At 43.1% G+C, this 26,126-nt stretch carries 34 protein-coding genes; 23 read left to right on the forward strand and 11 right to left on the reverse strand.

Going from position 1 to position 26,126, the window contains the following annotated elements; all coding sequences use genetic code 11:
• Positions 1–6: 6 nt before the first annotated feature.
• The 4 genes from ssb (at position 7) to HV302_RS26500 (ending at position 2,775) form a co-directional block, all read left to right on the forward strand.
• Complete coding sequence (gene ssb / locus HV302_RS26485) at positions 7–564, forward strand: single-stranded DNA-binding protein (protein ID WP_008786804.1); 558 nt, start codon at positions 7–9, stop codon at positions 562–564.
• Between the two features lie 55 nt (positions 565–619).
• Positions 620–973, forward strand: a complete 354-nt coding sequence (locus HV302_RS26490; protein ID WP_154050669.1) for a hypothetical protein — start codon at positions 620–622, stop codon at positions 971–973.
• A gap of 277 nt (positions 974–1,250) precedes the next feature.
• Positions 1,251–1,931 (forward strand): hypothetical protein, encoded by a 681-nt coding sequence (locus HV302_RS26495; RefSeq protein WP_007372161.1) that lies wholly within the window; start codon positions 1,251–1,253, stop codon positions 1,929–1,931.
• A gap of 146 nt (positions 1,932–2,077) precedes the next feature.
• Positions 2,078–2,775, forward strand: a protein-coding gene (locus HV302_RS26500) for an IS1 family transposase (RefSeq protein ID WP_223429336.1) whose coding sequence is annotated in 2 segments (ribosomal slippage) — positions 2,078–2,327 and positions 2,327–2,775 — 699 coding nt in all. Because the reading frame shifts where the segments join, the coding sequence is not laid out codon by codon here.
• Positions 2,776–3,067: 292 nt separating this feature from the next.
• On the opposite strand, the gene HV302_RS26505 is transcribed toward HV302_RS26500, so the two are convergent.
• A complete protein-coding gene (locus HV302_RS26505; protein WP_127649446.1) occupies positions 3,068–3,415 on the reverse strand; it encodes a hypothetical protein in 348 nt (115 codons plus the stop codon).
• A 133-nt stretch (positions 3,416–3,548) separates the two neighbouring features.
• Between HV302_RS26505 and HV302_RS26510 the strand changes: the two genes are divergently transcribed.
• The 19 genes from HV302_RS26510 to HV302_RS26600 all read left to right on the forward strand — a co-directional run bounded on the left by HV302_RS26510 (position 3,549) and on the right by HV302_RS26600 (position 17,009).
• Positions 3,549–3,962, forward strand: coding sequence for a hypothetical protein (locus HV302_RS26510; RefSeq protein WP_007372162.1), 414 nt, complete (start codon positions 3,549–3,551; stop codon positions 3,960–3,962).
• A gap of 62 nt (positions 3,963–4,024) precedes the next feature.
• On the forward strand, positions 4,025–4,351 hold the full coding sequence (locus HV302_RS28490) for a hypothetical protein (RefSeq protein WP_223227020.1): 327 nt from the start codon (positions 4,025–4,027) through the stop codon (positions 4,349–4,351).
• Positions 4,341–4,685, forward strand: a complete 345-nt coding sequence (locus tag HV302_RS26520; protein WP_032951317.1) for a hypothetical protein — start codon at positions 4,341–4,343, stop codon at positions 4,683–4,685. The genes HV302_RS28490 and HV302_RS26520 overlap by 11 nt, the downstream gene beginning before the upstream one ends.
• Before the next feature lie 13 nt (positions 4,686–4,698).
• A complete protein-coding gene (locus tag HV302_RS26525) occupies positions 4,699–4,998 on the forward strand; it encodes a hypothetical protein (RefSeq protein WP_009653866.1) in 300 nt (99 codons plus the stop codon).
• Between the two features lie 87 nt (positions 4,999–5,085).
• Positions 5,086–6,354: a DNA polymerase III subunit beta gene (gene dnaN / locus HV302_RS26530; protein ID WP_223307982.1), complete on the forward strand. Its 1,269-nt coding sequence runs from the start codon at positions 5,086–5,088 to the stop codon at positions 6,352–6,354.
• 150 nt (positions 6,355–6,504) lie between these two features.
• Entirely contained in the window at positions 6,505–7,326 is an 822-nt protein-coding gene (locus tag HV302_RS26535; RefSeq protein WP_007372165.1) for a DNA adenine methylase, read from the forward strand.
• Positions 7,323–7,553, forward strand: a complete 231-nt coding sequence (locus tag HV302_RS26540; RefSeq protein ID WP_007372166.1) for a hypothetical protein — start codon at positions 7,323–7,325, stop codon at positions 7,551–7,553. Before HV302_RS26535 ends, HV302_RS26540 begins: the two co-directional genes overlap by 4 nt.
• Positions 7,540–8,523 carry a recombination-associated protein RdgC gene (gene rdgC / locus HV302_RS26545; protein ID WP_007372167.1) on the forward strand — a complete coding sequence of 328 codons (984 nt, stop codon included), beginning with the start codon at positions 7,540–7,542 and terminating at the stop codon, positions 8,521–8,523. The genes HV302_RS26540 and rdgC overlap by 14 nt, the downstream gene beginning before the upstream one ends.
• Before the next feature lie 11 nt (positions 8,524–8,534).
• Positions 8,535–9,413 carry a hypothetical protein gene (locus HV302_RS26550; protein ID WP_009654998.1) on the forward strand — a complete coding sequence of 293 codons (879 nt, stop codon included), beginning with the start codon at positions 8,535–8,537 and terminating at the stop codon, positions 9,411–9,413.
• A complete protein-coding gene (locus tag HV302_RS26555) occupies positions 9,410–10,012 on the forward strand; it encodes a hypothetical protein (protein WP_223226832.1) in 603 nt (200 codons plus the stop codon). The genes HV302_RS26550 and HV302_RS26555 overlap by 4 nt, the downstream gene beginning before the upstream one ends.
• 18 nt (positions 10,013–10,030) lie before the next feature.
• A complete protein-coding gene (locus tag HV302_RS26560; RefSeq protein ID WP_032951321.1) occupies positions 10,031–10,459 on the forward strand; it encodes an HNH endonuclease in 429 nt (142 codons plus the stop codon).
• Positions 10,460–10,556: 97 nt separating this feature from the next.
• Positions 10,557–11,039 (forward strand): hypothetical protein, encoded by a 483-nt coding sequence (locus tag HV302_RS26565; protein WP_032951323.1) that lies wholly within the window; start codon positions 10,557–10,559, stop codon positions 11,037–11,039.
• Positions 11,029–11,469: a hypothetical protein gene (locus HV302_RS26570; RefSeq protein ID WP_223226831.1), complete on the forward strand. Its 441-nt coding sequence runs from the start codon at positions 11,029–11,031 to the stop codon at positions 11,467–11,469. The genes HV302_RS26565 and HV302_RS26570 overlap by 11 nt, the downstream gene beginning before the upstream one ends.
• Positions 11,470–11,520: 51 nt before the next feature.
• Positions 11,521–12,105, forward strand: coding sequence for a hypothetical protein (locus HV302_RS26575; protein WP_032951326.1), 585 nt, complete (start codon positions 11,521–11,523; stop codon positions 12,103–12,105).
• A gap of 191 nt (positions 12,106–12,296) precedes the next feature.
• Entirely contained in the window at positions 12,297–14,006 is a 1,710-nt protein-coding gene (locus HV302_RS26580; RefSeq protein ID WP_181627508.1) for a DUF4942 domain-containing protein, read from the forward strand.
• A 153-nt stretch (positions 14,007–14,159) separates the two neighbouring features.
• Positions 14,160–14,915 carry a hypothetical protein gene (locus HV302_RS26585; protein ID WP_009654999.1) on the forward strand — a complete coding sequence of 252 codons (756 nt, stop codon included), beginning with the start codon at positions 14,160–14,162 and terminating at the stop codon, positions 14,913–14,915.
• A 14-nt stretch (positions 14,916–14,929) separates the two neighbouring features.
• Positions 14,930–15,352 carry a hypothetical protein gene (locus HV302_RS26590; protein WP_043016719.1) on the forward strand — a complete coding sequence of 141 codons (423 nt, stop codon included), beginning with the start codon at positions 14,930–14,932 and terminating at the stop codon, positions 15,350–15,352.
• Between the two features lie 10 nt (positions 15,353–15,362).
• Entirely contained in the window at positions 15,363–15,968 is a 606-nt protein-coding gene (locus tag HV302_RS26595; protein WP_043016718.1) for a hypothetical protein, read from the forward strand.
• 324 nt (positions 15,969–16,292) lie between these two features.
• Complete coding sequence (locus HV302_RS26600; protein ID WP_080940394.1) at positions 16,293–17,009, forward strand: GntR family transcriptional regulator; 717 nt, start codon at positions 16,293–16,295, stop codon at positions 17,007–17,009.
• Positions 17,010–17,035: 26 nt separating this feature from the next.
• Here HV302_RS26600 and HV302_RS26605 read toward each other — a convergent pair whose 3' ends face one another.
• The 10 genes from HV302_RS26605 to HV302_RS26650 form a co-directional block, all read right to left on the reverse strand.
• On the reverse strand, positions 17,036–17,422 hold the full coding sequence (locus HV302_RS26605) for a plasmid partitioning/stability family protein (RefSeq protein WP_009652914.1): 387 nt from the start codon (positions 17,420–17,422) through the stop codon (positions 17,036–17,038).
• Positions 17,423–17,435: 13 nt separating this feature from the next.
• Positions 17,436–18,446: a plasmid segregation protein ParM domain-containing protein gene (parM, locus tag HV302_RS26610; RefSeq protein WP_223883253.1), complete on the reverse strand. Its 1,011-nt coding sequence runs from the start codon at positions 18,444–18,446 to the stop codon at positions 17,436–17,438.
• Between the two features lie 887 nt (positions 18,447–19,333).
• Entirely contained in the window at positions 19,334–20,266 is a 933-nt protein-coding gene (locus HV302_RS26615) for a hypothetical protein (RefSeq protein ID WP_045269653.1), read from the reverse strand.
• Between the two features lie 782 nt (positions 20,267–21,048).
• Complete coding sequence (locus HV302_RS26620; protein ID WP_045269654.1) at positions 21,049–21,408, reverse strand: hypothetical protein; 360 nt, start codon at positions 21,406–21,408, stop codon at positions 21,049–21,051.
• Positions 21,409–21,424: 16 nt separating this feature from the next.
• Positions 21,425–21,760, reverse strand: a complete 336-nt coding sequence (locus tag HV302_RS26625; RefSeq protein WP_045269657.1) for a hypothetical protein — start codon at positions 21,758–21,760, stop codon at positions 21,425–21,427.
• Positions 21,757–22,161 carry a hypothetical protein gene (locus HV302_RS26630; protein WP_045269655.1) on the reverse strand — a complete coding sequence of 135 codons (405 nt, stop codon included), beginning with the start codon at positions 22,159–22,161 and terminating at the stop codon, positions 21,757–21,759. The genes HV302_RS26625 and HV302_RS26630 overlap by 4 nt, the downstream gene beginning before the upstream one ends.
• A 365-nt stretch (positions 22,162–22,526) precedes the next feature.
• Positions 22,527–23,333: a hypothetical protein gene (locus HV302_RS26635; protein WP_016239971.1), complete on the reverse strand. Its 807-nt coding sequence runs from the start codon at positions 23,331–23,333 to the stop codon at positions 22,527–22,529.
• Positions 23,334–23,350: 17 nt separating this feature from the next.
• Entirely contained in the window at positions 23,351–23,791 is a 441-nt protein-coding gene (locus HV302_RS26640) for a hypothetical protein (protein ID WP_016239970.1), read from the reverse strand.
• 152 nt (positions 23,792–23,943) lie between these two features.
• Positions 23,944–25,305, reverse strand: coding sequence for an FRG domain-containing protein (locus HV302_RS26645; protein ID WP_000482601.1), 1,362 nt, complete (start codon positions 25,303–25,305; stop codon positions 23,944–23,946).
• A 13-nt stretch (positions 25,306–25,318) separates the two neighbouring features.
• On the reverse strand, positions 25,319–26,122 hold the full coding sequence (locus HV302_RS26650) for a hypothetical protein (RefSeq protein ID WP_000589340.1): 804 nt from the start codon (positions 26,120–26,122) through the stop codon (positions 25,319–25,321).
• Positions 26,123–26,126: the final 4 nt, after the last annotated feature.

Raw genomic sequence — 26,126 nt, forward strand, 5'->3', positions numbered from 1 at the left:
GGGTGTATGACTAATCGTGGCTATAGCAAAGTAATTATCGAAGGTACTGTAGGCCGTGAGCCTGAAATCCGACAACACCCTACCCACGGCATCTACGCAAAGATTTATGTAACAACATCTGAGTCCTCAATGGAGGATAAATCTGGTCTGGAGAAAATTACGGAAGAACACTATCAGATCATTTTGCTTGGTCAATTTGCTGATGTGGCCCGCAATCATCTTCATGTCGGGACAGGAGTGTACCTGGAGGCCCAATTGCGTACCCGCCTAATCAAGGAGGATGGTAAAGAACGCTTCTTTATGGACGTACTTGTCAACCCCGTGAAGGGGCATGTTCTTCGCAAAGTCAATGTAGGCGGTAATAAACTGGTGAGTCGTCACCTCCAGCAGAACCGTGGGCAGGATCACCGGCAGAATACCAGTTATAGCCGCAGGCCACAAAACACGAACGCGAGGCCAGCAACACCACGCAACTCGCCCCCAACAATGGAAAATTATTATTTGGGAAATCAGGATGAAGTTCCAGGAAGCACTGGTGCTTATGGAACTGAGATAGCCTTTTAATGATTAGCAGCATATCTGTTTTAATTTGTATCATAACTAATGGGGAATTATTGCCGTGAATGAATTCAATAACGCACTCCAGACGATACTGGAAAATGGGTCTATGTCATATGGCCAGGCTGCTATTTATGCCGGTGGTGCAATTTGCGTTGCGGCCCTTTTTTCGGCGATACTCAGAAGTGGACTACTGGTAATTTTGGGAATTGTCTCAGGCTTTTATCTGTTCAGTCTCAACACTCCAGACAGTACACTGGCGTATACTGCTGCTGCCTCAGACCGTCTCATCGAGCAGGTTAAAGCTGTCGGTGGATGCGCCACTAGACACATTGAGGATGCGCAAACTCTGGGTATCATCATAAAAAATGGCGATGTTATCGAGATAGCAAAGCAGTGCGGTATTATAAAATAATAACCGTAGCATATTATGATTGATGAATGCCTGAATGGTAATCTGCTCGCGGATTACCATTATTTTTTGAGATGTCTTATAGAACTTATCTAAAATTACATACGACTGTCATGACAGTATAAGGTCTTTATGAAAAACGTCGTCAAAACTTTACTACCCTCAGTGAACACTGGTGATCAAGACGAAAGCGTAAAATCGGATACGCTGACTGGCACTACTAAACCCTGCGACCACGGACTGGTTCATAATCATCTTTTAGGGCAGGAGGCCTGTTACTATGCCAAACACTAACGACTCGCTGACAGGACTCAACGTCGAGCTCGTTGGTGCATCGAAACAAGAGTTTACTCTCCTCACTGAAAACCATCTGATGCGCCGCATCATAGTGGCTTTATCTGAGTTAATGCGTAACGCGGAAGGCGTGATGATTGATTCTCATGTTTACCCGTGGGATCAAGTTCTCCCTGCTGCGATGGACATTCCATCATCCAACGCTTCTGATGAAGAGATACAGAACTGGATGATCAGTGCCTGTAAGGAGTGGCAGTGCGAATACAATCGCCGGGTTCAGTCGTTTACCGCATCAGAAGTAAAAAGCAAAAGCGACACCGAGAACGATAACCTATTCCTGCTGAATATCACCAACCTAGCCCATATGCTGATTGACCGGTTACTGCCGTTTGTCAGTATCGAGGAGATTAATCATGAGGATCCAGATTTACTCCCCCAAGTTATTGATATCGTGAATTATATGGTTGGTGTTATAAATGGTACAACCAGCACACAACAAGTCAGACAAGAATTGTTTACTGCCGGTGCTGATGACGCAGTATTTGCACTCAAACTAAAGCACAAAGAGCTAACCAGCCGGGGTGAAGATGCTGGATGGCTTGAAGAGGCAATGAAGATAATCGAAGAAAACAAACGCCAATCCATCGACTTTATGCAGCGCAGCTAATCGTTCCCATAATAAAAGGGTAATGCTATGAGTAAACATCTGTACTGTATTAAGGGTGTTTTAAAACCCAGGAAATTTTCTGTAAGTCTGAGGTGATGCTGCCAACTTACTGATTTAGTGTATGATGGTGTTTTTGAGGTGCTCCAGTGGCTTCTGTTTCTATCAGCTGTCCCTCCTGTTCAGCTACTGACGGGGTGGTGCGTAACGGCAAAAGCACTGCCGGACATCAGCGCTATCTCTGCTCTCACTGCCGTAAAACATGGCAACTGCAGTTCACTTACACCGCTTCTCAACCCGGTACGCACCAGAAAATCATTGATATGGCCATGAATGGCGTTGGATGCCGGGCAACCGCCCGCATTATGGGCGTTGGCCTCAACACGATTTTACGTCACTTAAAAAACTCAGGCCGCAGTCGGTAACCTCGCGCATACAGCCGGGCAGTGACGTCATCGTCTGCGCGGAAATGGACGAACAGTGGGGCTACGTCGGTGCTAAATCACGTCAGCGCTGGCTGTTTTACGCGTATGACAGGATACGGAGGACGGTTGTGGCGCACGTCTTCGGTGAACGCACTCTGGCCACACTGGAGCGTCTTCTGAGCCTGCTGTCGGCCTTTGAGGTCGTGGTATGGATGACGGATGGCTGGCCGCTGTATGAATCCCGCCTGAAGGGAAAGCTGCACGTAATCAGCAAGCGTTACACTCAGCGCATTGAGCGACATAACCTGAATCTGAGACAACATCTGGCAAGGCTGGGACGGAAGTCACTGTCGTTCTCAAAATCGGTGGAGCTGCATGACAAGGTCATCGGGCATTATCTGAACATAAAACACTATCAGTAAGTTGGAGTCATTACCTAAGTCTGATAAGAAATAAACTTAGCTCATTTGGTTTAAGGGGAAGTACTCTTCGTAGCGAAACCGCTCGCATTCTTGCCGGGCCAATAGATGGTATTAAGGGTACGTATCCCTTCGGCTGGTCAGAAGAACATTTTGACCGCAGGATGAAACGCATATTCATTCGCGCCGGTAATGCTTCCAGACTTTCTGATAATCGTCCATTTGCATTAAAACGACGCAGCGCTTTAACTATCAGTAAAAAGTATCTTTCTGTGTAACCACCAGCAGACGAGTTTTACTCGTCTGCCTGGCCCCATGCCTCTAATCTTCGCACCCGAAATGAAGTTGCCTGGAGTTCTCCTGATGAAGTTAACTCAAATGAAACTGTAAGATCGTTTTTGTTCCGGTACTTCCATACATAGCCATTTTGCTGCAATGTTTTGAGTGACTTACGTAGGTTGGGCTCAGCTACATCCTGGCTGTCTGGAACAGAGTTAATAAACCCCAGCAACCTGGTGAATGGCACTATCGCAGTGCCTTTTTCTTTGCACAAAAGAAGAAGTACCAACGCATCCTTCTGAATACGGGAAAAGCGCTCCAGGCGATGTTCAGTACCATCTCCCTGCATATTGGCATTGTTCATAATCAACCTAATCATATGGGATATGATTAAGGTTAAAAAACACCCCCCGTTTTGTCACCCTTTTTTTTTCTTACTCACCACTTAAAGCAGTAAGCTCAGTTCGATAAATCTGAATTAAATAAGGCGAGGTTATATGAAAACGAAATTATTGCTGGCGCTAATTGCGGGATCGACTTTCTGCATCAATATTGCTGAAGCCAATATTCCTCTTAGAGCAGATGGAAGTCCAGCAGCGGGGCAGACACCAACTCAGTTCATTCAGCTTAAAAATGAATGTCCTGAATGCGTCATGGTCGCAACTGATGTAGTAAAGATGCGTAGCGATAGCTGTAAACAGCAGGCATCCATCGATTCTACAATCCTACAGGATCCTGTTTACGCATATCTCAACAGTATCCGTCTGGTAGTTGCCGGGAATGGTGGTTATGCAAGTCCAATCTATACATCCGCCCGTCAGGTCGTAGCGTCAAACATCAATTGCAGTGATGCAAACGACTGGGTAGCGAGAAGTAAAACGGTAATGGATAACACCTTCAAAACGCCGTAAACAATCCCTGAATATTTCGTTGCAGTAATGCTATCCCGTAGTATGACGTTAAAGGCGGAGCTTTGAATCGGGAAAAAATAACTACTGCACTTAGAGGTATTTATATGGGTCGTCACTTTACTGGTCTGATTGATAGTTCGCAGCAAAATTTTACAATGCCAATCCGTCCGTATGGACGGAGCCGCATGGCTGCAAAATTAAAAGGAATCTCCCGATTGAAAAAATCTGAAAAGCATGACGATGAATATCCTGATGAACTCTGGAAATTTATGAGTCCTTCAGAGAAAGCTAAATTTCTGGTCGCGGATGTATTTTCACGCAGTAGTAAAGACTCTTCCGCCATTCAACCGGGAGAACATAAGCAAAAGGAGCATGATAATGAGCACTGATAATTTACTAGCAGAACTCACTTCAAAAACAGGCCTGACAGAAACGGAACTTAATCGGCAGGCATTGATTATCGGTTTGATGGCATTGTGCCACCCGGATGCTATTGCCGGTGATTTGGTGAGCGCGGCACTTACGGGGTCATACTCAGATAGTACTGATAAACTACTTACCCGTGGTGATAACGCATCAGACAGTGTGTTGATGTCCATGCGTATCTTACTTCACCGGTTGAGTAAGTATGAAGGGTCTGATGGCAAAGTAGGTCAGATCAATAAAATGATGCACCGACTCGGCTACTTTAAGGCATCCGATGTGTTACGCGAGGCTCAATAAAGAGGCTCAATTTATGTTCACCATGACGAATTTCGCGTCCAATATTCTTGACATGGTTTTTCTATCAGAAATGGAAGGGGAACTCATTTATATAAAAGCGCTTAGCGGCGTTACTGGTTACGTTCCTCAGATCCATCTTTTCCGCCTCCAGCTTATCGCATTTGATATAGGTTGGTACTACGAGTACAGATTGAATTCAGGCAACCTCATTATAAAGGAAATTGTTGAGGCCATCACATCTCTTGGATGTGCTTTAAATGAATACCAATGGCAGTTCGCGTTTGAATTAGGTTATCGCCGTCACCACAAATAAACTTCATTTTTTCATAATTTGCTATTCGTCACTTGATTGACCGGGGGTACGATTAATTTAACACGGATAATTATGGGAGACAGTAAAATGACAGACGCATCTACAATAGACGCAGTTCAACCAAAGGCAAGACGCTTATCATTTAAAGAGCTTCCAGGGTTTGATATTTCTGCTGAAGCACTTCTCAAAATTATCGAAATGCCGTGTATGGTTATTCGCCGGTCTCCTGCAATGAAAGTACTGGAGATGATCACGCTGCGGTTACGTGGGGATTGTCTTTCTGCCCTTGGCATTGACTTAAACTCTGCCCAAATTACCAGTAAAGGGACGGTATCGGGGGGCAATGGTGATATGGACGTATCAGTACCTGCAACACAACTCTTTTCTTTAATCCGCAACATGCGCGGCGAAGATGAAATTAACGTCCGCTTCCATGCGGCAAAAAACCATCTTGTCATTCGCACCGACAAAAACTCCTATAACATCCCGGTTTGCTTAGACCATATACCCGAAATTCAGGCTGAGACGCTGGAACATAATTACAGCGTTTACTTTCCAACGCAGATGCTGAGTCAGATTATCAAGCGTGTCAGCCACGCTGCGGCTCAGAACGATGTCCGCTTTTATATGAATGGGGTCTACCTCGGTATCGATAATGGCCAATTTATTGCTGTAGCCACTGATGGACATCGTATGGCCGTCAGTTCTCATGATATCGACTTCAGCGATGACGTGGGCGATGAGATTCAATCTCCGACAGCTCCTACCTCTATCAGTAACACGAATGCAGGTGTGATTTTACCCAACGGGGTTTTCCCCGTGCTCCATAAAATCCTGAGCGGTAGCCAGGGTCAATTCAAAATTGACTACAGCAACCGTAACCTGACATTTACGCTCGGAAGCCATACAGTCATTTCAAATCTTGTCGATGGCCGTTACCCGGACTGGAAGCGCGTGGCCAGCACGGTAGCCAAAAATACTGAACTGTTTAAGGTTGATCCTTCTGAACTCACCACCGCACTAAAACGCGCAACCCCATTGCTTAAAGAGGGCTCGCCAAACAACACCAGTGTTTGTGTGATGTCATTCAAAGACAACGCCCTACAGCTTAAGTCGCCCGGCTCAAATGCAATCAGTTGCAAAGAGGTGATGGACATTGCGAAAGAGGCAGGCGAGCCCGAAACAATTGTTGATATCGGTATGAATGCCGATTACCTCCTGGAATCACTGGCAAGCCTGGGGGCGTGTTCGGAAGAAGGAGAAGCCGCACAGATTGCTTTGCGTGATACAACGACCGGCATATTGATTTCAGTAAACAAAAACAATTACGACATCATCATGCCTGTCCGTGTCTGACAAAACGCTCTCGTTTTGTCGGCCTTTTCGAAATAGCCAATTTCATGGGCGTGATAACGTTAAAACAAGCTTCCTGACGGGATGGCTATATGCCATCTCGCTCCCATTGGTCGCGATCACTGCGTCCTAATATTCTGGAGCCAGAATGAAATGAAAAGCGTTCTGAAGTGGGTAGGAGCCAAACACAACATTATGGCAAGTCTTAAGCATGTACTACCGAAAGGTGGTCGGCTTATTGAGCCCTTTGGCGGTTCAGGCGCTGTAATGATGAATACGAATTACCCAGAATACATTTTGGCCGATATTAATAGCGACCTGATCGATACATACCAGAGTATTTTTAAGTCGCCTGAAAAGGTACTTTCTGAGCTTAAACGCCTTTACTGTCTCGGGCGTTCTGAGGACGCCTATTATGAGCTGCGAAGCCAGTTCAATAATCATGATAGTGCAAGTGACACTCAAGCTGCTCTGTTTATCTATCTGAATAGGTTTGGCCATCGCGGACTATGCCGATACAACCGGAAAGGCATCTTTAACGTCCCCTGGGGTTATTACGCCAACCCCTATCTCCCAGAGACAGAGTTATACGCAATGGCTGAGAAAATGTCCTCAGCAACTTTACTTTGCGCCAGCTTCCAGACCACGCTATCAATGGCCCGCCCGGGTGATGTGGTGTATTGCGACCCACCATATGTTAATCCCGGCAGATTCACGGCTTACCATGCCAGCGGTTTTACACCCGCTATGCAGATTGAGCTTACCAAACTGCTCCAGTTGCTGCCTGAACGCGGGGTTCATGTCATCGCATCATGCCACGATGCGCCTGATATTCGTGAGCTTTATCAAGCCTTCGCTATTCATGGTGTGACTGCCCGGAGAAGCATATTTAAAGGCAGCGGGGATGGGAAAAAAGCTTCAGAAATCTTCGCGGTCAAATTAGCGGATAACTCGAAAAAGGGAGCTGCGGCATGAAACGCTTCCATTGTTCTGAAAAGCTGCATAACCCAGAGACTGAGAAATTTTGTCAGGATATCGCCGAACAATATCGGACAGCACCTGATATTGCCGTGGCGCAGTTTAAACAAGTGCTGAGCTCTAAGCCTCTAACTTACTGGGAGTGTGTCGTGATCCGCGAGCGTGTCTCTGACCTTATTAAAATTAATCAAGCAACAGCTGAGGGCCACGATGAGCCAATTTAAACCCAAAAGCCTTGTAGTCTACCGCATCCAAAAAGCTCTGGAATTAGACAAGCTGGATGAACAGTTAAGTGAGTTGAAATACACTCCCTGCGGGCCTAATGATATGGCACGGTCAGGATGGATCCCGCCATTGGGTGAAGATGTCGAGCTGTTAAAGCATGAGTCGAATAATCTCATTCTTCTGACTGTTAAGCACGAATCGAAAATACTTCCTCCCGCGACCATCAAAGAAATTGTGCGAACCCGGGTTCAGAAACTGGAGAAAGAGCAAAACCGCAGGCTAAAGAAAATGGAGATCCAGGCCGTCAACGATGCCGTGCTCGCTGAGCTCATACCAAAGGCTTTCAGCAAATACAGCACTACAAACATTTGGGTGGATACTAAATCACGTCTACTGCTTGTTGAGACCACCAGCCATAAAAAAGCAGATGATGTAACAGCTTTGCTACGTAAAACTATTGGCTCACTTCCAATTATCCCATTCACGCTGGAAACGCCGGTAGAACTGACGTTAACAGAGTGGGTCAAAACAGGAAGTCTGCCGCCTGGCCTAGCTTTATGCGACGAAGCCACGCTCAAAGATGTGCTCGAAAACGGGGGGGTCGTTACAACAAAACGCCAGGATTTGATATGTGATGAGATCGCTCATCACATCGAGGCCGGAAAGCTTGTGACAAAGGTTGCACTGGGCTGGATGAACCAGATGTTTTTCATCCTGAATGACAATTTCATCTTTTCACGACTGACCTTTACGGAAGAACTTATTGAACAGAACGATGACATTTCGCCAGAAGATCACGCCCAAAGATTTGATGCCGATTTCGTTTTGTTTACCTCTGTTGTTATGGAGGTTCTGGACACAATGATAAAAGCCCTCGGGGGTGAAAGCCCAGGACTCATCACAACGCCGTCAGACGAACAACAAGGTGTCGCGGCAGAAGCCAAACAACCAGAAAAAACCTTCCATTAAAGGGCTGAGAGATGATTACAGCTACAGAACTCCAAGAGTTATCACGCCAGGTTGAAAATGCTAACATTGCCCGAGCCCTGGCAGTTAAAGAGTTGGTTAAAGAGACAAGAGATCGTCAGTTTTCATTGTGGGCGCTATTTATTGGTCTCTTCAGAGAGACACCGGCGCGAAAAAAGCTGAACGAATGTGAATTGCATCTTAACCTGCTGCTGCCAAAATGCAGGAGCATCTTTCTTCAATACGTAGTTATGTCCTCGTTGGAAGAAATTTCGAAATCACCAGATTGTGAGATTTATCAGCATCTAGTCAACTGCTGGAAAGAAGCTCAGATAAAATATAACGAGTCAGGCAGACGACTCAAACTTGCAGAAAATGCCCGTGAACTATTAAAAACAGCAAAGGATGAATGTAATAGTGCTTCCACAACTGAATTTCTGGATATGGTTACTACCAGTAAAGCAATATCCATACTTTCAGCAATAGACACATCCTCTGCGAGTAGTTCGTTAAAGAGAGCTATGGGTGCGCTTAAGCGATTAGCAGATGAAATGCCTGCCCGGCAATCACCTATTGATTCAAATTTACCAGATGACACGCTTGATCTGTTTGTCGATCTGACTATAAATCCTGTTATCGATATTCTCTCCTGGTTAAATATTGAAAAGCTGGATAATGCCGAAGTGCAGTGCAGCAAAGCCTTAAAGAAACTTCAGACGTTATTAGGACAACTGGGTGCTGAGCATGATTTGAGAACTAAGGATTATCAATCTCAATTAGATACGCTTAAGAGAATTGAACAACCATACATCAAAAAGGTGATGCGGCATATACCCGAAAATATGAAGTTCAAGGAGCCTGAGTATCTCCAGACTATAGGAATGAACCCATGACTCTAAAATATATAATCGCTCTCGCAATATTTCTGACATTTGTGTGCTTTGCAGCTTTCATACTTATCTACGCGAGTCGAACAAAACGAGAACAACAACAAACTCAGCAACCTTTGGACGAGCATGATCAGCAGGCAGATATTAATGCCGATGCCGACGAGAACGCCGCACTTGATGGGTTGAGCGAGTACTTCATCAAAAAAAATTCGATATTGCCAAAAGTCCTGATGGATCTTTATGTGCGCTTGAGTGCGGTGTTCAATGGTCAGTACATTATCGCACCCCAGGTGCTTGCCCGGGACTTAGTAGAGCTGGAGCTCGAAGATGAACCGGTTGCCCCGGTTGACGTACTTCAGGCGCAACAGTACGCAGATGAATTCGTGTTCGATTTTGTTCTCTCCGATGCGCATACCGGGGAACTAGTGCTAGCAATGATCAATGAAGATGCTATCAGCGCTCAGCCTGAAGGAGAGTTCATTATTGCCCTTTTTAAAAGAACTCACATTCCTGTCTTTCGCTATGAAACGTTGTCAGGCTTGGACGATAACGCCCTGGCAGTCAACATCGCTGAATCAATAGACGATGGCCGATTCTCTTAGTTCCACAAGGAATTTATTATGTCTCTGTCAAAAAAACAAAGAATAGTACTGAGGGCTAAATTTGGTGGTCGATGTGCATATTGTGGCGAGGTACTGAAAGAAAAAGGTTGGCACGCTGATCACGTAGAACCTGTGCTAAGGAAATCCGTCCAGGATATGCAAGCTGCGGCCAGAGGGAAATTTAAGCTTAAGGCTACCGGTGAAGTGTTTAATGAAAGTGCCAACTGCTTAGAAAATCTTTTCCCAGCCTGTGCGCCCTGCAATCTGCTCAAAACAACATATTCACTGGAAATGTTCCGCAAACAAATAAGTTTACAGGTTGAAAGGGCACGGAAGAGTAGTATGAATTTCAGAACGGCAGAAAGATTCGGCCAGATAAGCATTGTAGAGAAACCCATTGTTTTCTGGTTTGAACAGTATTCAGAGAAAAATGGTGCTATCAAATAAACGACTAATTTAACATTATCATGGCGCGTATCGCGCACTGCTTCGTCAAATATTCAGCCGTGATAATATTGTTTAGTAGGCCCATTACGGAGCGTATATGACTAATCATACAAACTGGACTGGAGACCTGACCGAAGGCGCAACTATATTTGTAGCCACACCAGATGGCCAGCTCAGCAAATGTAGAGTCGAGTCCGTTCGAGACCGACATTTCTCGGTCGAGGGTATTGAACGTGAATTCGATAAGTTGAATGCCTGCTCAGTTGATGGGTTACTACACTCTTACCCCGACGATTTCGAGTCGAGGGAGTTATTTGGTCTGTGCCAGCAAAAAAACAGGCTCAAGTCTCTGCAAATTGATTCATTATCGTTACAGCAAGTCCAGTACATGCTGGCTGGCCTGGAACTTGCCAGGAAGAGATATGGATACCAGTACCGAGGCAGCAAAGCCGTAGATACCAATCAGAAGGGTAGACTGGCCATGAGCATTGATGATTCGCTTCACCCAATTCAGATCGCTTATATACTGGCAGGTTTAAAATTATCTCTCCTTCAAACAGAGGTGAACCATGACTGCTAACCAACGTAAACGTCCTTCGCGTAACAATCGAGCTGTCCAGTTAACGTCCGAGCAGCTGGTAGAAGCGAAGACGCTTGACCTGAAAGCCCACCATTCGTTTAAAAACCTTATGGGTCTTGCTGCAATCAGTGTCGTGGTGTTTGTCTGTCTTGGCTCCTTGATCCATAAACAACGCTCAGTAATGAACGAATGGGACCTGGGTGAAGTGATCAGAGGCGTTGATTTGAAAGCCGGAACCCTCGCAAAAAACAACTTTTTCATCACCAACAAAGGGCAGTTTGAAGCAAGTGGCGTTACAGTGTCACTTACGGGTACAAAACTGAAATTACAGCAGCATCAGGACGGAAAATATTACGTTTGTAATTCTGCAACAGGTGATTGTGTTCTGGTATCCGATGTACAAGCTGAAAAAATTCGTGACCAGCTGTAGCGAGGGGAAAATATCGGTTACTGTCACCGGTAACCGAAGGAACCTTCGTATATGTCACGACAAGAAGCCGCAACGCAGTTATTTATGTCTGCACCACCAGCAAGTATTGATGTCGTTATTGAGCAGCTGGAAAGGGACGCTCAAGCAGCCGGTATCGATATCCATACAATCTCTGTAATGGCCAGCCTGTTACGTGATCGAATAGAAGCATACAGTGACGTGCTTAAAATCGAGCCTGAGCGGGTGATACACGCACTTGAGGTACTGCGAGGTACGGAAGTGCCGTGGGCTTTTTACACTCCGTCCAGGCTACCTGAGCTTGAAGATGTTCATTGCTGGGAAACTCCTCACGATTTTGACCAAGACCTAGGTGAACACCAGCTGCGGCGCTATATTTGCCCTAAATGCGAGCATGAATCAACCGACCCAATGCGCTGCACGGCTGGCCATGCTCCTGGAGTTAACCAGTATCCTGAAAGCTGTGATGCCACTATCTGGAATTCGCCCGATTCTTGGGATAGTATTAACCCTATAATAAAATTAATTATCAAATCTACGTTCCTGGCTGACCTGACTGTTCATACAATCTTCTATCCGAAAGGGTTGAAGCTTCCTGAAATTCAGGACGTTGAGTAGTCTGCTTCGGGCTCTGTGATCTGATAGTTATATATACCTCATTTAAGACCCCTTACTGGGGTCTCTTTTTTTGGACTTCCGCCGTGCTATGTACTTCACGGTATCCCCAAATATCCCGGCTTATGTAGTTCGTCGATTTGCTTCGTCACCTGCCATACCTGTCTCATAATTTCTCTATTTGGAGAAATCTGATGAACCTACCGACAGCTGTATTAGCGAATAACGATGAAAATGAATCAGACGTCCTCAGCCTTTATGCTAATCCCGTAGACAGTCAAAGTGGCCTCATTGAACATGACGGCTTTCAAAAACTAAATGCCATGCGCGATCTGCTGGTGGAATACAACACAACACTGAAGCACATGCAGGCCATGTATGATGCAGTGATGCGGAACCGGCATGATGAAGCATGGCGCATGTTCTGTGATTCTTGTGACAATTCCATCAAATATACGCTGGCTGTAGAAAATTTGTTCTGTATAGAACGGGCCCGCTGTGCTCTCGATGAAAAGTACTGGCAAAAGCTGCTCGATCTGACCGGCGTAAAACCATTTATGCCCACCGAAAGATACGATGACTGGAACGAAGGATTAAGGGCATGGCGAAAATCATCAGAATCAAATTTTGAGAAGCTTAAGCCTGTACCCTTCAACGAAGAAAGTATCTTTTCTACCGCATTCGCATTGAATGAAGAGAAAAAAGACTACTTCGCCCAGATGGTTCATGGTGTGTTTGAAAAGCTCTCCGCTCTGCATAAGACTAACCGTGCCCAGGGCTTCAGCAACAAACTCATCATAGCCAGCTGCTTACCAAGTAGAGATAACCGCAGATCCTATGACTATCTCAACTATTTTAATGACCTTCGTAAGGTTATTGGACTGATGTATGGACGAAGCGGTGCTGAGGATGTGAATTCGGCTGCGGTCAAAGAGTACATGATGAGTAACCCTGGCGAATGGGTAAGTATTGATAACGATAGTCTTAAAGTGAAGGGGTTTATTAACGGCAATGTGCATATCCTGATTGAGGAGGAAACTTGTGACAATCTCAATCTGGTACTATCCCATTTAATGCCAGGCTGCATTCCTCTCGATCGCCGATACACCATCGGCCATAACTCCGCAAGAACTGTAAAAACCAATGAATATCGGTCGCAGTTGATATCATTCTCTGCTGTTAACTCCTTAATATCATATGCCACTGACCATTTGAACGCGGGCAAACACCTGTCACCGGGGCCGCACACTTTTATCCTGCGGGACAACCAGTCTGTTAGTGAGAAAAAAGAACTGGTGAACATATGGGAGTCATTGGGTGCTGTCAGAAGATATAGAGAAGTATATGACTTTGACTTTAGCCCCGTTGAAGCATTCAAACTTCTGGCATTACATGGTTCTATACCTGACCGCTATACGCACCAGTTCTATGCAACGGTCGGAGAACTCCAGAAACGAGCAATTGATGAATGTATGGTGGCTTCAGGTATGCGTTTGCTGGAACCGAATATCGGTCTTGGTGCGCTACTGAAAGGGTTACCAGAGGGGGTGGATGTTACTGGTTTTGATATACACCCCGCAGCTGTTGCAATTACTGGCCTGCGCTGGAACGTCACCCTTAATGATTTTCTATTGGTCAAGCCTGAAAATACCGGCTTGTTTGAAAGAATTCTGATGAATCCTCCATTTAGTGACTCACGCTGGATTGCACATTTTCAACATGCGATGAGATTCCTGAAACCGGGAGGACGCTTGATAGCAATACTGCCAGGGAGCGCAAAGGAGCATCTTTTAACCCGAGAAGCTGGGCCCGGTTACGACATCAATATTCTGGGTTGCTATGACAACGCCTTTGAAGGAACCGCAGAATCCATAAAACTTTTCTCCGTTGATGCCCATGAATAGTGGGGAAAGGAAGAGCTGGTCGAGTTAATTTCGTCACCCGTAACTGAACAGAAAAAATGAGATAGAGAAAAAGCCGTCAGTTTGTCGATGTTAAATGCTATTCAAATTTTTCAACATGCGACAATTGAGCCAACTACATGAAGAGGAAACACAATGTCAGCATTTCTCATCAATAAATTATCTTTCGAAGATACCAAACAAATAATGTTGTCCTCCATGAAAACAATGGCATCTCTTCATGGTATTTTGGCAATATTCTTGCCGATAATTGCTGGTGGTGGACTCCTGACACTCATCATGAAAAATGTGACAATGGAGGGGCTTGCATTTTTTATCTTACAGCCAGTTGTACTCACCCTCTACCTTACGGCTATCTTATGCCGATATCAAAGCTCAGAGCTAAGATTGAATATCTGGGAAGAACTACGCAACTTTATCGTTGTGTTAGTTTATGCATTATTCCTGACCGTACTAATGATCGTAATATTGTGGTTGGTCAAATTTATGATTGCTTCAGCGGTTGCGGGTGAAACCAACCATGTTGAATATAAACAACCAACATTAACAAGCATTAGTCTGGCTTACTCCAACCTAATAGTGTATTTCAATATGTACGCCCTTGCCACTTTGAGCGTATTTATCGCTACGCCAATGCTCGTTTTATTCATACCAACAGTTACGCGGTGTAAAGGTTCTCTGCTGAAAAGTATACCAGTCATTTGTAAAAGTACTTTTATGAATATTGGGCCGTTGTTCGCATTTTCAGCTATCTCTGGTGTTGTTTTACTTTCGTGGTCATACTTTTCGCTCAGGTATGAATGGTTAATCCCGGCAGCAACTATACCTCTGGCCTACTTATCAATATTGAATTACCAGCTGTCTGAAGCAGCATTGCCTCGTAACCAATAAAAAGGAAACCTGTGATGAGAAAAATAATATTAAATGCGGTTGTTTGTTTATTTGCAATTAATGCTTCAAGTTTCGCAATATCAGCGGAAAGCTCTCCATCTCGTGACGAACTGAATGACGTGATGAAAGTTCATGCTTCCGAGATTGCTGCTGTTATCGCATGTAAAGACTACCTCGAAAATGGCGAGGAACGTTTGACTGAAGCGAAATCAAAAGCTGGCCGTGTACTGGGTAAGATGGTAGGCAATCAAGCCAAGGGTAGCGAGTATGCTAGTCGGATTCTGGTAACTGTTAACGAAGCTAAGCCAGATGAGCAACTGAAGGCTGAATTCGACAAGGTCAACCTTGACCACTCAGTCCGCGTTGCAAAATGCGCTCAGCTAGTAGCTGGTAATGCCGCACGTGCGGACGATGCTGATATCAATTATCTGAATTAAGAGGCTAGCAATGGCGAAGATCAGGATCACTCATCGTTATGACATCAATAAAGACATGTTCTATGGCGTAGAAACTAACCAGCCATATGAAAAGGTTGTTCAGAGGTTAGCTTATCTCCAATTGATTCATTCCACGTTGCCTGATTTTCCCTACATGGCTAATTGCCTGGAACAGGCCGATGCAGTAGAACTCTATTGTCGAATCTTTGGTGGTATTCCTTTAAACACAAATCAACATTATACCGCAGAGATTGATTTATATAGGAACTGGGAAATAGATACACGCGAACTCGTTAATGACATTAATTGCCAAAATTCAATTGCCATTTCCGGCTGCGTAGAAAAAATATTTAAATACATTGTTGAAAACTCTGTTCAGATCTATCAGCTCACAAAAGAAGCTTATAAATTAGGGCAGGGCATGACTAATAATGAAAAAGAAGAAATGGCTCTTTTACTGATTTATATGGATTGGCAACTTCAAAGGATGGATCGTGTTTTAATGGGAGAAAAAATTCAAAAGGAATGGGATTGGCACGATTTTGAGGGAAGGTTGATTTCAGACATTTCGTATACACACACCGGACAACCTGACCTATACATCCACAAAGATTAATGTCATTGACGCACAAGCTGAATATATTTCGACCTTGCACAAATAGCAAACAAACACATTAGAAAGAATTAACCATGCATCTATAATGGATTCTGTTAAGCATAAAATATGGGTAGTAATAGATCCGTTATTGAAAATGTAAGACATGCTGGTAGAGTAAAACGAATGATAACCGTTTACCTTCTCTGTTCTGGCGGATGCCAGTTTATGGATGTGCATACTGGAACTATTTGAAATATGTAGGTAGAGGGATCTACTTACTATGTAGTGTGATTAAAAATATTCTGTTTTCTATGTGGTCAAAAAGTTCAGTATGAGTGATATATGATTGATGATTACAAAAGCTTCCTCAAAAACCCCGGGAATTTACCGGAACTAATTAGTTACTCTCCGTCAGGCAGACCTAGCTTAACGAGACGAGTTGAAGATCGCCTTAAATGCGCCCTTATCCTCGGCTACCTCAAGCCCGGTGATAAGTTGGTAACAAAAAACATCGCCGATGCTATGAAAATGAGCGTCACGCCCGTCCGTGAAAGCCTGATACGTCTGTCTGCCAGTAGTGCTCTTGCTTTGACTCCATCACATGCCTTTTTTGTTCCCATCATCACCAGTGAGCAGTTCAACGAGTACATGAGAATGAGGCGATTGATTGAGCCAGAACTGGCAGAAAAGGCCGTACTGAAAATGGATGCCAATGGCTTTGAAGAATGCCTGTCTTTGTGCCAAAAGCTGCGTTCCGCATATGAACGTAGGGATGTTTATCTGGCGCACCAGCTAAACCTCACTCTGCGGCTGAAGCTTTACATATACGCCGGTCTGCCTGAGTTTTTCAAAATTGTAACCCAACTGTGGATTAACCTGTGGCCAACTCTGAGTTACACGTTCGAATCTGACTCGGAGGATAAATGGCCAATATTTTTCTCGTCGCTTGAACTCGCTCTTTCAAACAGGGATGCAGGGGCAGCAGCAGATGCCATTAGAGAGTCACTGGATAAGGGGTTGCGGATCTATCTCAGCTTGTTAACCGAGCAAGGTGAGTAAACCGGCTACTAGTAGCCGGTTCGGATTCAACGTTTGAGGGTTTGCATCATCAGGGAGGGTTTAGGAATTGGTTCTTTCTGCTCAGCAGGCTTATCCGAATCAATGATGGTTGTTGCTCGGATACCTGTGGCCTGGGTTTCCACTGGTGAAGAATTCCGTTCAACGGCAATGCCCAGCGTTTGCGACAGAATGTTGCTCAGCGTTTCGGCATTAAACGATGTCGTGGTTTGTGCGGCCAGCAAATTTATTAACCGAGGGTCGAGCTCATGCAAGGCAGACGCAATTACCAGTGCCTTACGGTAAAATTCCCCCCGGGATCGGCGGGGTAAGCGCTCCATAATATCAAGAGCTTTACCGTCTTCTGGATTATTGCCGGGGCGGAGCCAGACGAGTAAACGTTTATCTTCTTCCATCACATAACCTCGTTTAGACGCTTGCCATTGCTTTGACGAGCGCGAGCTGCGCGTCAGGCGCTTTGATGACATCCAGCTTAGGGAATAGTTCGACAATATGAGAATGGATGAGCTCAGCACCGCCCCCGGCCAGTATGATTTTGTGGACGCTGTTCTGACGACGTATATCAGCTGCAACAGCTTCGGCCAGATTTTTCGACTCAGAATCGATAACGTCAATGATGGCATCAATTTTAGAGTGATCATTGACCGCAGAAGCAATCAACGCTCTATCATGACGGTTTTTAATGATGATATCCGCAATGGCATAACTACTTGGAGACTGGGCATCCTGGAGCGCAGCCATAACAGCTTTTGTCACTCGTGAAACGCCAACATCGCTGTTGCCAAAGATATCAGATATGCCCTCCATTGCCCCCTGAATGATGGCCAGGTCTAGGGTTGTTCCCCCCAGATCGACAACCAGGGTTCGTGTAAGCTGCGTGGTTGTTTTAGGATCAATCAGATATTCAGCCGCAGGTACTGATTCAGGCATTACGTTAACTTTTACAACATGAAAAGTTTCGCCATTATTCAGGGTTATTGGGCCCATAACGTTGGCCTTTTTCTTTTCAATATTAGCTTCGTTCAACTGCGCATCGCTCGTGAAGAACATGGCCACCGGCAGTGTCACTGTAAGTTCAACATCCTGTGGCTCAAGACCGGAAGTCAAAAGGGCATGATGAATTGCTACGCGACTTACAGCGTCGAACTGGAAAGAGGTATGCGTTGTTGTAATTGCAGATGTTGAACCAATGTCGTGAGTAAATTTCCGCCCATCAATGAGATAGTTGTAGATAGTTTTACCACCAAATGCGAGTGGAGTAGCCCAGCCTTCGCGGAAGGCGTTCTGCGAAACATGAGTTTTGATTTCACCATTCTCAATCCAGGCAAGTTTTACGTTCGTTGAGCCGTCATCACAAGCGATGTTCATCATGGTATATACCTCATTAAAATGTTCAAAAGTATCAAAAATCTCTGCCATTTTAGATAGTAAGCCATCCTGAAGCAAGGAATGCGCACCTGTAGCGCACGTTTAATGTCCACAAAATGACTATGAAAAGTGAATTACGAGTGAGTAAAACAGGAACGATTCTATCGGATTGAAATCTGGCGGGGTAAACGAGAAAGAGGGATGTATACGTACATGCAGAGGTCGGTAGCCCTGGAACACCAACGGAAAAAGTAACAAACCACCCGAAAAATGAACCAGTGCCACCAGACTAAATTGTGACAATCGATAGCCAATACTGCAAGAGAACCTAAGAATAAAAGGTATCGCTATATGACAGCTCAGTCGGTAAAATCGAGGAAACCATGTCGGATCACCATTGTAGTTTCTGGTTAGTTCAATAATGAGGTATCCCCAATGACATCCATTCTGCTTACTTCTGATTCTGTTGATGGGTACACTTTTTGTATTTCTACTGATGGTAATGGATGTAAGCTGTCAGTCAGGCCAGAATACCGGCGCAATGGCACACAAACTTATGATGGCTGGTTTCCCAGATACTACTCAAAGCCTCAGTATGCTAAAGCAGCGTTAACAAGGTTCCTTGGAGAATCTGTTAACTGGTCACCACGGACGGGGCTCAGTTAGTCACAGGATACGTAACAGCCTGAGTCCGAGGATACCAACAAGTCAAGAGAACCCCCTGATAAACCCTTAACAATCAACACCTTACCTTGGTGCGCTTAATGTATTGAACATGTTAAATGGCTGCATGAAGTGCAGACATTTAGCCTTCAGCGATGAACTTTCAGACAGTTAATATCGTCTCTGATGCAGCAACATCACTGAAACTCAGATTTTACAGATTGCCCTGATGTTTATTTGTTAAGTATATAGTGCAGCTATTTATAGCATTATCATCATTTTACAGCAATGCAGTTAATGAAGGGATTCCTGATTTCCCACTGAAGCCTGAGCCAGTTCAGGTAGGATACATAAATCTGTGTATCACCCTCCGTCATGTAACTGTTTCGCTGAATCTTTCTGGTCAGGGGATAGAATGCCACCGTACCATAGGGTGTTTCTGAGATAATGATTTTAGTATTCCCGTTATATGCAATTTCATAAACAATATTGTTTTTCTTAAGTTCATCCTCCGTATCCATAACTATTTCATTTCGTATTTTATTCACTTCGTGATAATGCTGGCTCAGTATCTTCATTGCTGAGCGTCGTAATGCTGCTTCCTTTGCATTCTCCATTGTACTGATGAAAGAAACTGTGTCCGGGGAATAGAAACGACGATGTGAAAAATCTTTATCCAACTCATATTCTCCGGGGTTATTTTTCCAGCGGGCATAGCCATTAAGTTTTGGAAGGTCATCGCAGAAATGCTGGAAGTTATGCCATCTTTCGCAAACCGTCACTCCCTTATATCCTTTAAAATATTGTTTCCCTTTAACTGTCATGTAGCACCTTGCCAACATATTATGCCAGAGAATGAACGCTCTTGTTCTCTGATGGCTTCGGGTGTTTTCAATTGTGGAATGCTTTCCATTTCCAATATATCCCACATCATAATAACGGGGCTTCATCAACAGTGTTATTCGTTCATCTTCTGAGGACGGGAACGCGTCACCTGAGACTGCACCTGATTTAATATGCGTACCGTAGGCCTCTTTGATTATGCCGCTGTCTTTAAATTGCACAACATAATATCCGCGTCTTGATTTATCTTCGGAGCGACCAAGAACAGAGCATTCACCATTATGCTTCGTGGTAAATACAGCACCGGGAAATAACGTGTTATGGTTGTAGTTCTGGTGGTATCTCTTGTTTCGAAAAAGCGTCATTTAATATTTCCTGAGTAAAGAATTGGAGGGAGAAAAAGAATCGGGTCGGGTCCTGTTTTTCCCCTTTAACTTCTGTCAGGCCAGCACTCCGGGTGGAGGTCAGGAATTAAATTTAAGAATCCATTCAAAAAAATAAAATTTAAAATAATACAGACAATGCAATGTGACAGGTATCGTGTCGTTCTGTCAGCAGTAATCTGAGGTTGTCACAAAGCAGGCTCAGCACCCTGCCTTATCATGCACTGGTGCGCTCAGAATGCGCTACAGGCACTGTAAATACGGGTCAGGGCAGGGTGTGCAGAGTCTGTCTGATGGCAGGATTCCGGCATATGCACCACTGTTCATTTATACAGTTAAATGAAATTAGTGCAGATTGTGACCGGAGGTTGCACTGGCGTGATTGTGGGCTGTTTCAGGGCTGAAGTATGGCTTTGCACCGACTGCATTCCCCTGATGGCCTGTAGCGCGTTATATGCTTCTGGTTATGCTGATGTGCTGTGCCGGAATCACCCGATAGGGTGGTAAAATAAAAATAAATATAATCAATTTACAGATTCAAATATCCATGCTACCATCGCCAAATCGCCAACCGGGGTTAAACCCTTATTATGATATATTTATTCTTAATCGGTTTTCTGTACTTACTCTGAACCTCTCAATATTATCCCAATATTAAGCCCTCCGCAGGAGAGCCATACGGCTTGAGTTAACAAAGAATCAGAATAAAAAAATAAGAATCTCCACCAAAATGAAGACCCTTACATGTCAGCATCAGAGAAATATCAGCAATCTACTTTATCAAAGTCTATCCTGAAATCATCTTTCATGGCATCGGCATTATTCATTTGCTTTCCATTTCTTAATAACTGAAGCTCTTTGAGTATTTCCTTCTGAATGTCCGCCTGAGTAAACAGAACTGTTTTTAGCTCATAGGATGTAATGCTTTTGATTATCCATGCAGCACAGACAACGGTGATAATGATTTTTGCCGTATCAAAGCTGATGAAAGCATACCCCTGAAGTATCGAATACCATGACGGGTTGTCAGTTCCAATAAAATAGAGCCAAATCAGTATGGTTATTGTAAGATTGATAGCGAGCGTTAATTTTGAAAGATGTTTTGTCAAAAATGAACTGTTCATTTTTTTGTATTCCTTTTTAGTTTTGTTTTCCAGTGTTGCATCCGGCGCGATATGCCTGAGTAACTTCAATATGCTCGGCTCGTTCCATTCCTCGTAAGTTTTCCGTCTGTTTATTAAATTTCTTTATTTTCTTCTCACAGACGGAATTGCGATGCTGTATTGCGTCCCTGGCTCCGGTTATACATGCGCCATAAATAACATCCGGGTTGGCAATTCTGGAAAAATTTGCGTAAGAATCACATGTAGCAGTCACTCTCATCTGCATCTGTGATTGCGTAATCGCCAGTGACTGATTTGCAAATAACAAACCGGCGATTGATATCAATAAGGGAAGGGTGGTTGAATTTTTCATTCAGCACCTCCCTGTAAAATACAATCAATTCCCATTGCATCAGTACCCCAAAGCTTGATATCCGGTTCACCACCTGATGCACCCTGAGTGCTCATATCCAGAGCAAGGATATAGAAACTGTTTTCATCAACATCAAACTCGTAGTTAACAAGTGGAGCGCCACTGGTCTGATACACCGATTGCTGAATATCCTGAATACGTTTTTGTGAGATGAGCTTGCCGTGATGCAGTAACTTTATGACGCCAGCGTCTTTCATGTAGCTCATGAATCCACTACTGGCACTACCGGTAACGTGTCGCTCAATGCTCCAGCCATCATGACAAACAATATTGTCTGCCATTGCAGTAACCGGAATGGTCATACTGGCGGCAAAGGTAAGGATTGGTATCAATCGTTTCATTCGAATCAGGTCCTAAGAAAATTATCAGGACGCCCGGTAATCTCAGTGAAGGCCGCAAGACATTTCAATCGTTATGCGCAACAGAGAGTACGGGCAACACAGCCAGCACAAGGATGACCATAAAACATCAGATTCAGCCTTTATCTACGTTTGTCAAAGCAAGTTTAAAATGTCACCTCTTTGTGCAAGATAGAAAGGGCACTTTCAGCCTATGTAATCATATTAATGTGACTGCTGCGTTATCCCACTCAACCAATTAATAAAGCAAAAGTTAAATATGAAAGACTGGAATAAAAATATAACGAAAACATCTTAATATGGAAATATCTGTGTCAACGGGATCTTTAGTTATTGAATATCTGGTTCTAAATAGGTTCTACATTCAACGGGAAGGGAAACCAAATATCTATATGTTTTTTATAAATACCATTACGTGGCAAACAACAATCTGCATATTTTTTTAAAGAATCTCCACATGGACAAATATTTTCTGGCGATAATACTCCATCATGTTCTTTCGCCTTAAATCTCCAGGTCGTAATATTGAAAATTTGATGTGGGGATTGTATGTATTTGACAACACTAATTAAAGTTGAATAGTTATAATGATCACCATCATTGGAGAAAAAAACACTACATTTGTTAACGGGATTACTAACTATGTCATAAGTAATTAATTCAAAATCGATCACTTCATCAAAGCAAAGAACTCCATTATAAAGTTTATTTTTAACATGACCACAATCATTAATAAAACTACGGGTTGTATTACATACTGAACATTTCACTTCTTTTATTATTTCACGAGAACTACCGAAGATTTTATATGGGAATAACGCCTGCCAATTACATACCATTCTCGCTAAGAAGTTAACACCATAGAAATTAACCTCAGGCAGAAACTCATTATTTTCTTTAATATGTATTAAATCTATTTCTATCCTTTCAAGTTCTACCCATGCTTCATAAAAATCACCTCTTGTAAGTAAATTAATGACTTGAATATATTTTAAATGGGCTAGTAAAATTGTTTTGTATAAAAACAATCTGTTTGATTCATTATTCAAGCTCAAGGATTGAGCTTTTTTTAACTCAGCATTAAGATAATCAAGAATAGCACTATCTTCTTGAGTAATACACATCCAACGCTTTAACTTTTCGTGAATATTCATAATATCTATATAGATTTTTATTTGATTTTGTTAATTACTTTTAAAACATCGTCTACTTTTCCAGAAACAGTGTATTTCACATGTTTTCCTGATTTATTTTTTTTAATTATAGAGACTTTAACGTCTATATCTCTAGTTCCAAAGTTATCAATTTTTTTCTGAATATAATTTGAAACAAGATTTACTAAAAAAGGTATCATTACTGATGTGGCAAAGAAAGTGCCTAACGCTAACGTTATACTGTTTAATTGCAGGTACGAAACACCATTAGAATCTCCGTACACTTTAACATTAGAATGTGATTGCTTGGTGAACTGGAAAAAATCCAGTGCATTACCTCCAGTAATTTTTGAACTATCAAAAACGATCGCAATCTCATCATCTTGAGGTTCATATGAAGAAATGATTTTTACCTCTTCATCTTCATCACTCATTTCACTCAAAGTAATGGGGTTCATTCTCAACTCCTTGTTTTATATTTTTACATTCAAATTTTACTATACGACTGGTTAATTGCTCCTGTCCAACACACACCAGAGTTCATATGCTTAGCATACAAGGGACCAATGCCAGTAGCGACAGGCTAGTGTGTCAAAAAACCACATGAAGATCAATCTCCTGCGGAAAATTTGGCCGCAATTAGTTTCATTGTCCTTTCCATGCCTTGATAAACTGTCGCATCTGTAATGTTTAACCTTGCGAGTTCCTTAAGTATTCTAGCTTTGTTTCTGATCACTATTTTTTCTACTTTAAACTCTTGCATAGCATCATCAGGGTTTGAAACTAAATCGGGATAAACAGCATTATTCCCAAATAATAAGAATGCACCTGACTGTGATGACATCCTTTCATTATTATTTCTTCCTTTAACGAAAATTAACCTTTCCAAATCTGATGGTATAATTACATCTTTAAAATAAGGTTTTTCATCTTTAATGTAATGTATGAGTTTTTGACAAGCTTCAGTTTTATTGAAAGCCTCCTTGTCCATTTTACAATCCAGCTGATCTTTCAGTGTTTGACTTAGCATTGATATATTTGATATGCAACTTACTGTATCAGAGTCAAAGAATTTTATACGATCCCTTTTTGTTTTGAAAATAATAACATGTCCATCAACCTCATTTGTATTTTCATTATTACTAATGTCGCAACAAGCGAAATACAGAGCGATTAGTGGATTTGATGTTATATCCAACAAACGAGTTGGTAGTCCGTAGTGTTGCATCCTTACTAACTTGTCTAGCATTGTTTTATCATCAACAAACTCAGTTGGCCTTGCTGTTAGGGCTTCACGGACTAAATTTGATTCACTGTGCAAATGCTTGAAGTTACCTTTTTTGTTTTTCCTGAAAACTGATGGAGCCAACTCGTAAGATACATCAGAATGTCCACGATAAAATATTTCTGCATCTTCTTCATGATCTTGTTCTAAAACACGCGCCATGAAACTTTGAACATTATCTATTATTGGGTAGTTATCAACTTCATCAGGAAGTGCTTCAGTAGGAGGAAGTGGTGTACTTCTTGTCGTTATATTTAGAAGTGCTAATGTTTGATTTAAATCACGTGCTTTTATTCCCCAGTGAGTCCGTTTCAGCCCATATGCACCTAATTCTAAAGCTGTTTGATATAACTCTTTGTTTATCACTACGACATCATCTTGTGAGTGAGTGATTCTGAAATCAAACTCAACATTTTTGTTAACTGTTCGTAGATTTGAAATTACACCAAGTCGCAAAGTAATGTATTCAACATTGTCTCGGGAATAAAGTTCTGACATAAAAAGCGTAGGTAATTTCTCAATATAAGATAATGCTTTATCATTCAAAGGCGTTAACTTCAACCGGATGTCATCAGAGGTGCCTTCTAACATACGTGATATAGGAAAATCACAACTCCCACTAACCCGTTCATACATGGGCCAATGTTCAAAATAGTCAGGTTCTCCGCCCATAATTAGATTAAACATTAAAACTAAATCCTTATATTTTACTTAATGAATTATTTACAATCCAATCAATTGCGCCAGAGGTGCGAATCCAAGGCTTTATATTATGATTCACATAATAAATGGCTTCATCCATTCCACCTAACGTGATATATCCACTGTTAGACTTGATCTGTAATCTGCACTTCGATAACAAGCCGGGGATGTGTCTATTAGAATCAATCGCAGCTTTAGCGATATCATCGGCATCCGGGGATGACTGTCGGTAGGCGAGTAGGGCGCGTGTATACTGAAAAAACGAACGCATATCCCCAGGATAATCGTCCAGTAGCAAGGCCAGATCATCCACCATTTCAAGCTCAAGGTAATAGTTCGCTAATAAATGACGAATCCCCTGGTTATCGTTCGGGTTGAGCTTCAGCATTTCGCGGCTATGAGCCATAGCCGGATAAAAATTACCAGACTCCCATAAGGCCTCAGCCAAAGCTGCTTTTGCTCTCATATATGGACGTGTTTCGACAAATCCCCAGAAACGTCCTGCGAACTCCTGAAAATCCTCGCCAAGTGCAATGCTGGCTGCGTACAAAGCAGTCTCCAGCTTCCCGATTTTTGACTCAGGAGGTTCTTGAGATATCTCGCAGTAGAATGAGTATGCGTCAGCACAGAGCGGGGATTTCTTGATAGCTTTTCTGATGAGTTTCAGCACAACTTCCAGGTCATCATTTTCCCAGGCATCGAACATGAACTCCTGAGCCGCAACCAGATCTAGATGTAATTGCTCAGAGCTGACAGCAGTTTTATACAAATCAACGCGCTTTGTAGTCGGGAATTTAATCATCTCA

This window comes from Citrobacter sp. RHBSTW-00859, assembly GCF_013729795.1.
Lineage (GTDB): Bacteria > Pseudomonadota > Gammaproteobacteria > Enterobacterales > Enterobacteriaceae > Citrobacter > Citrobacter braakii.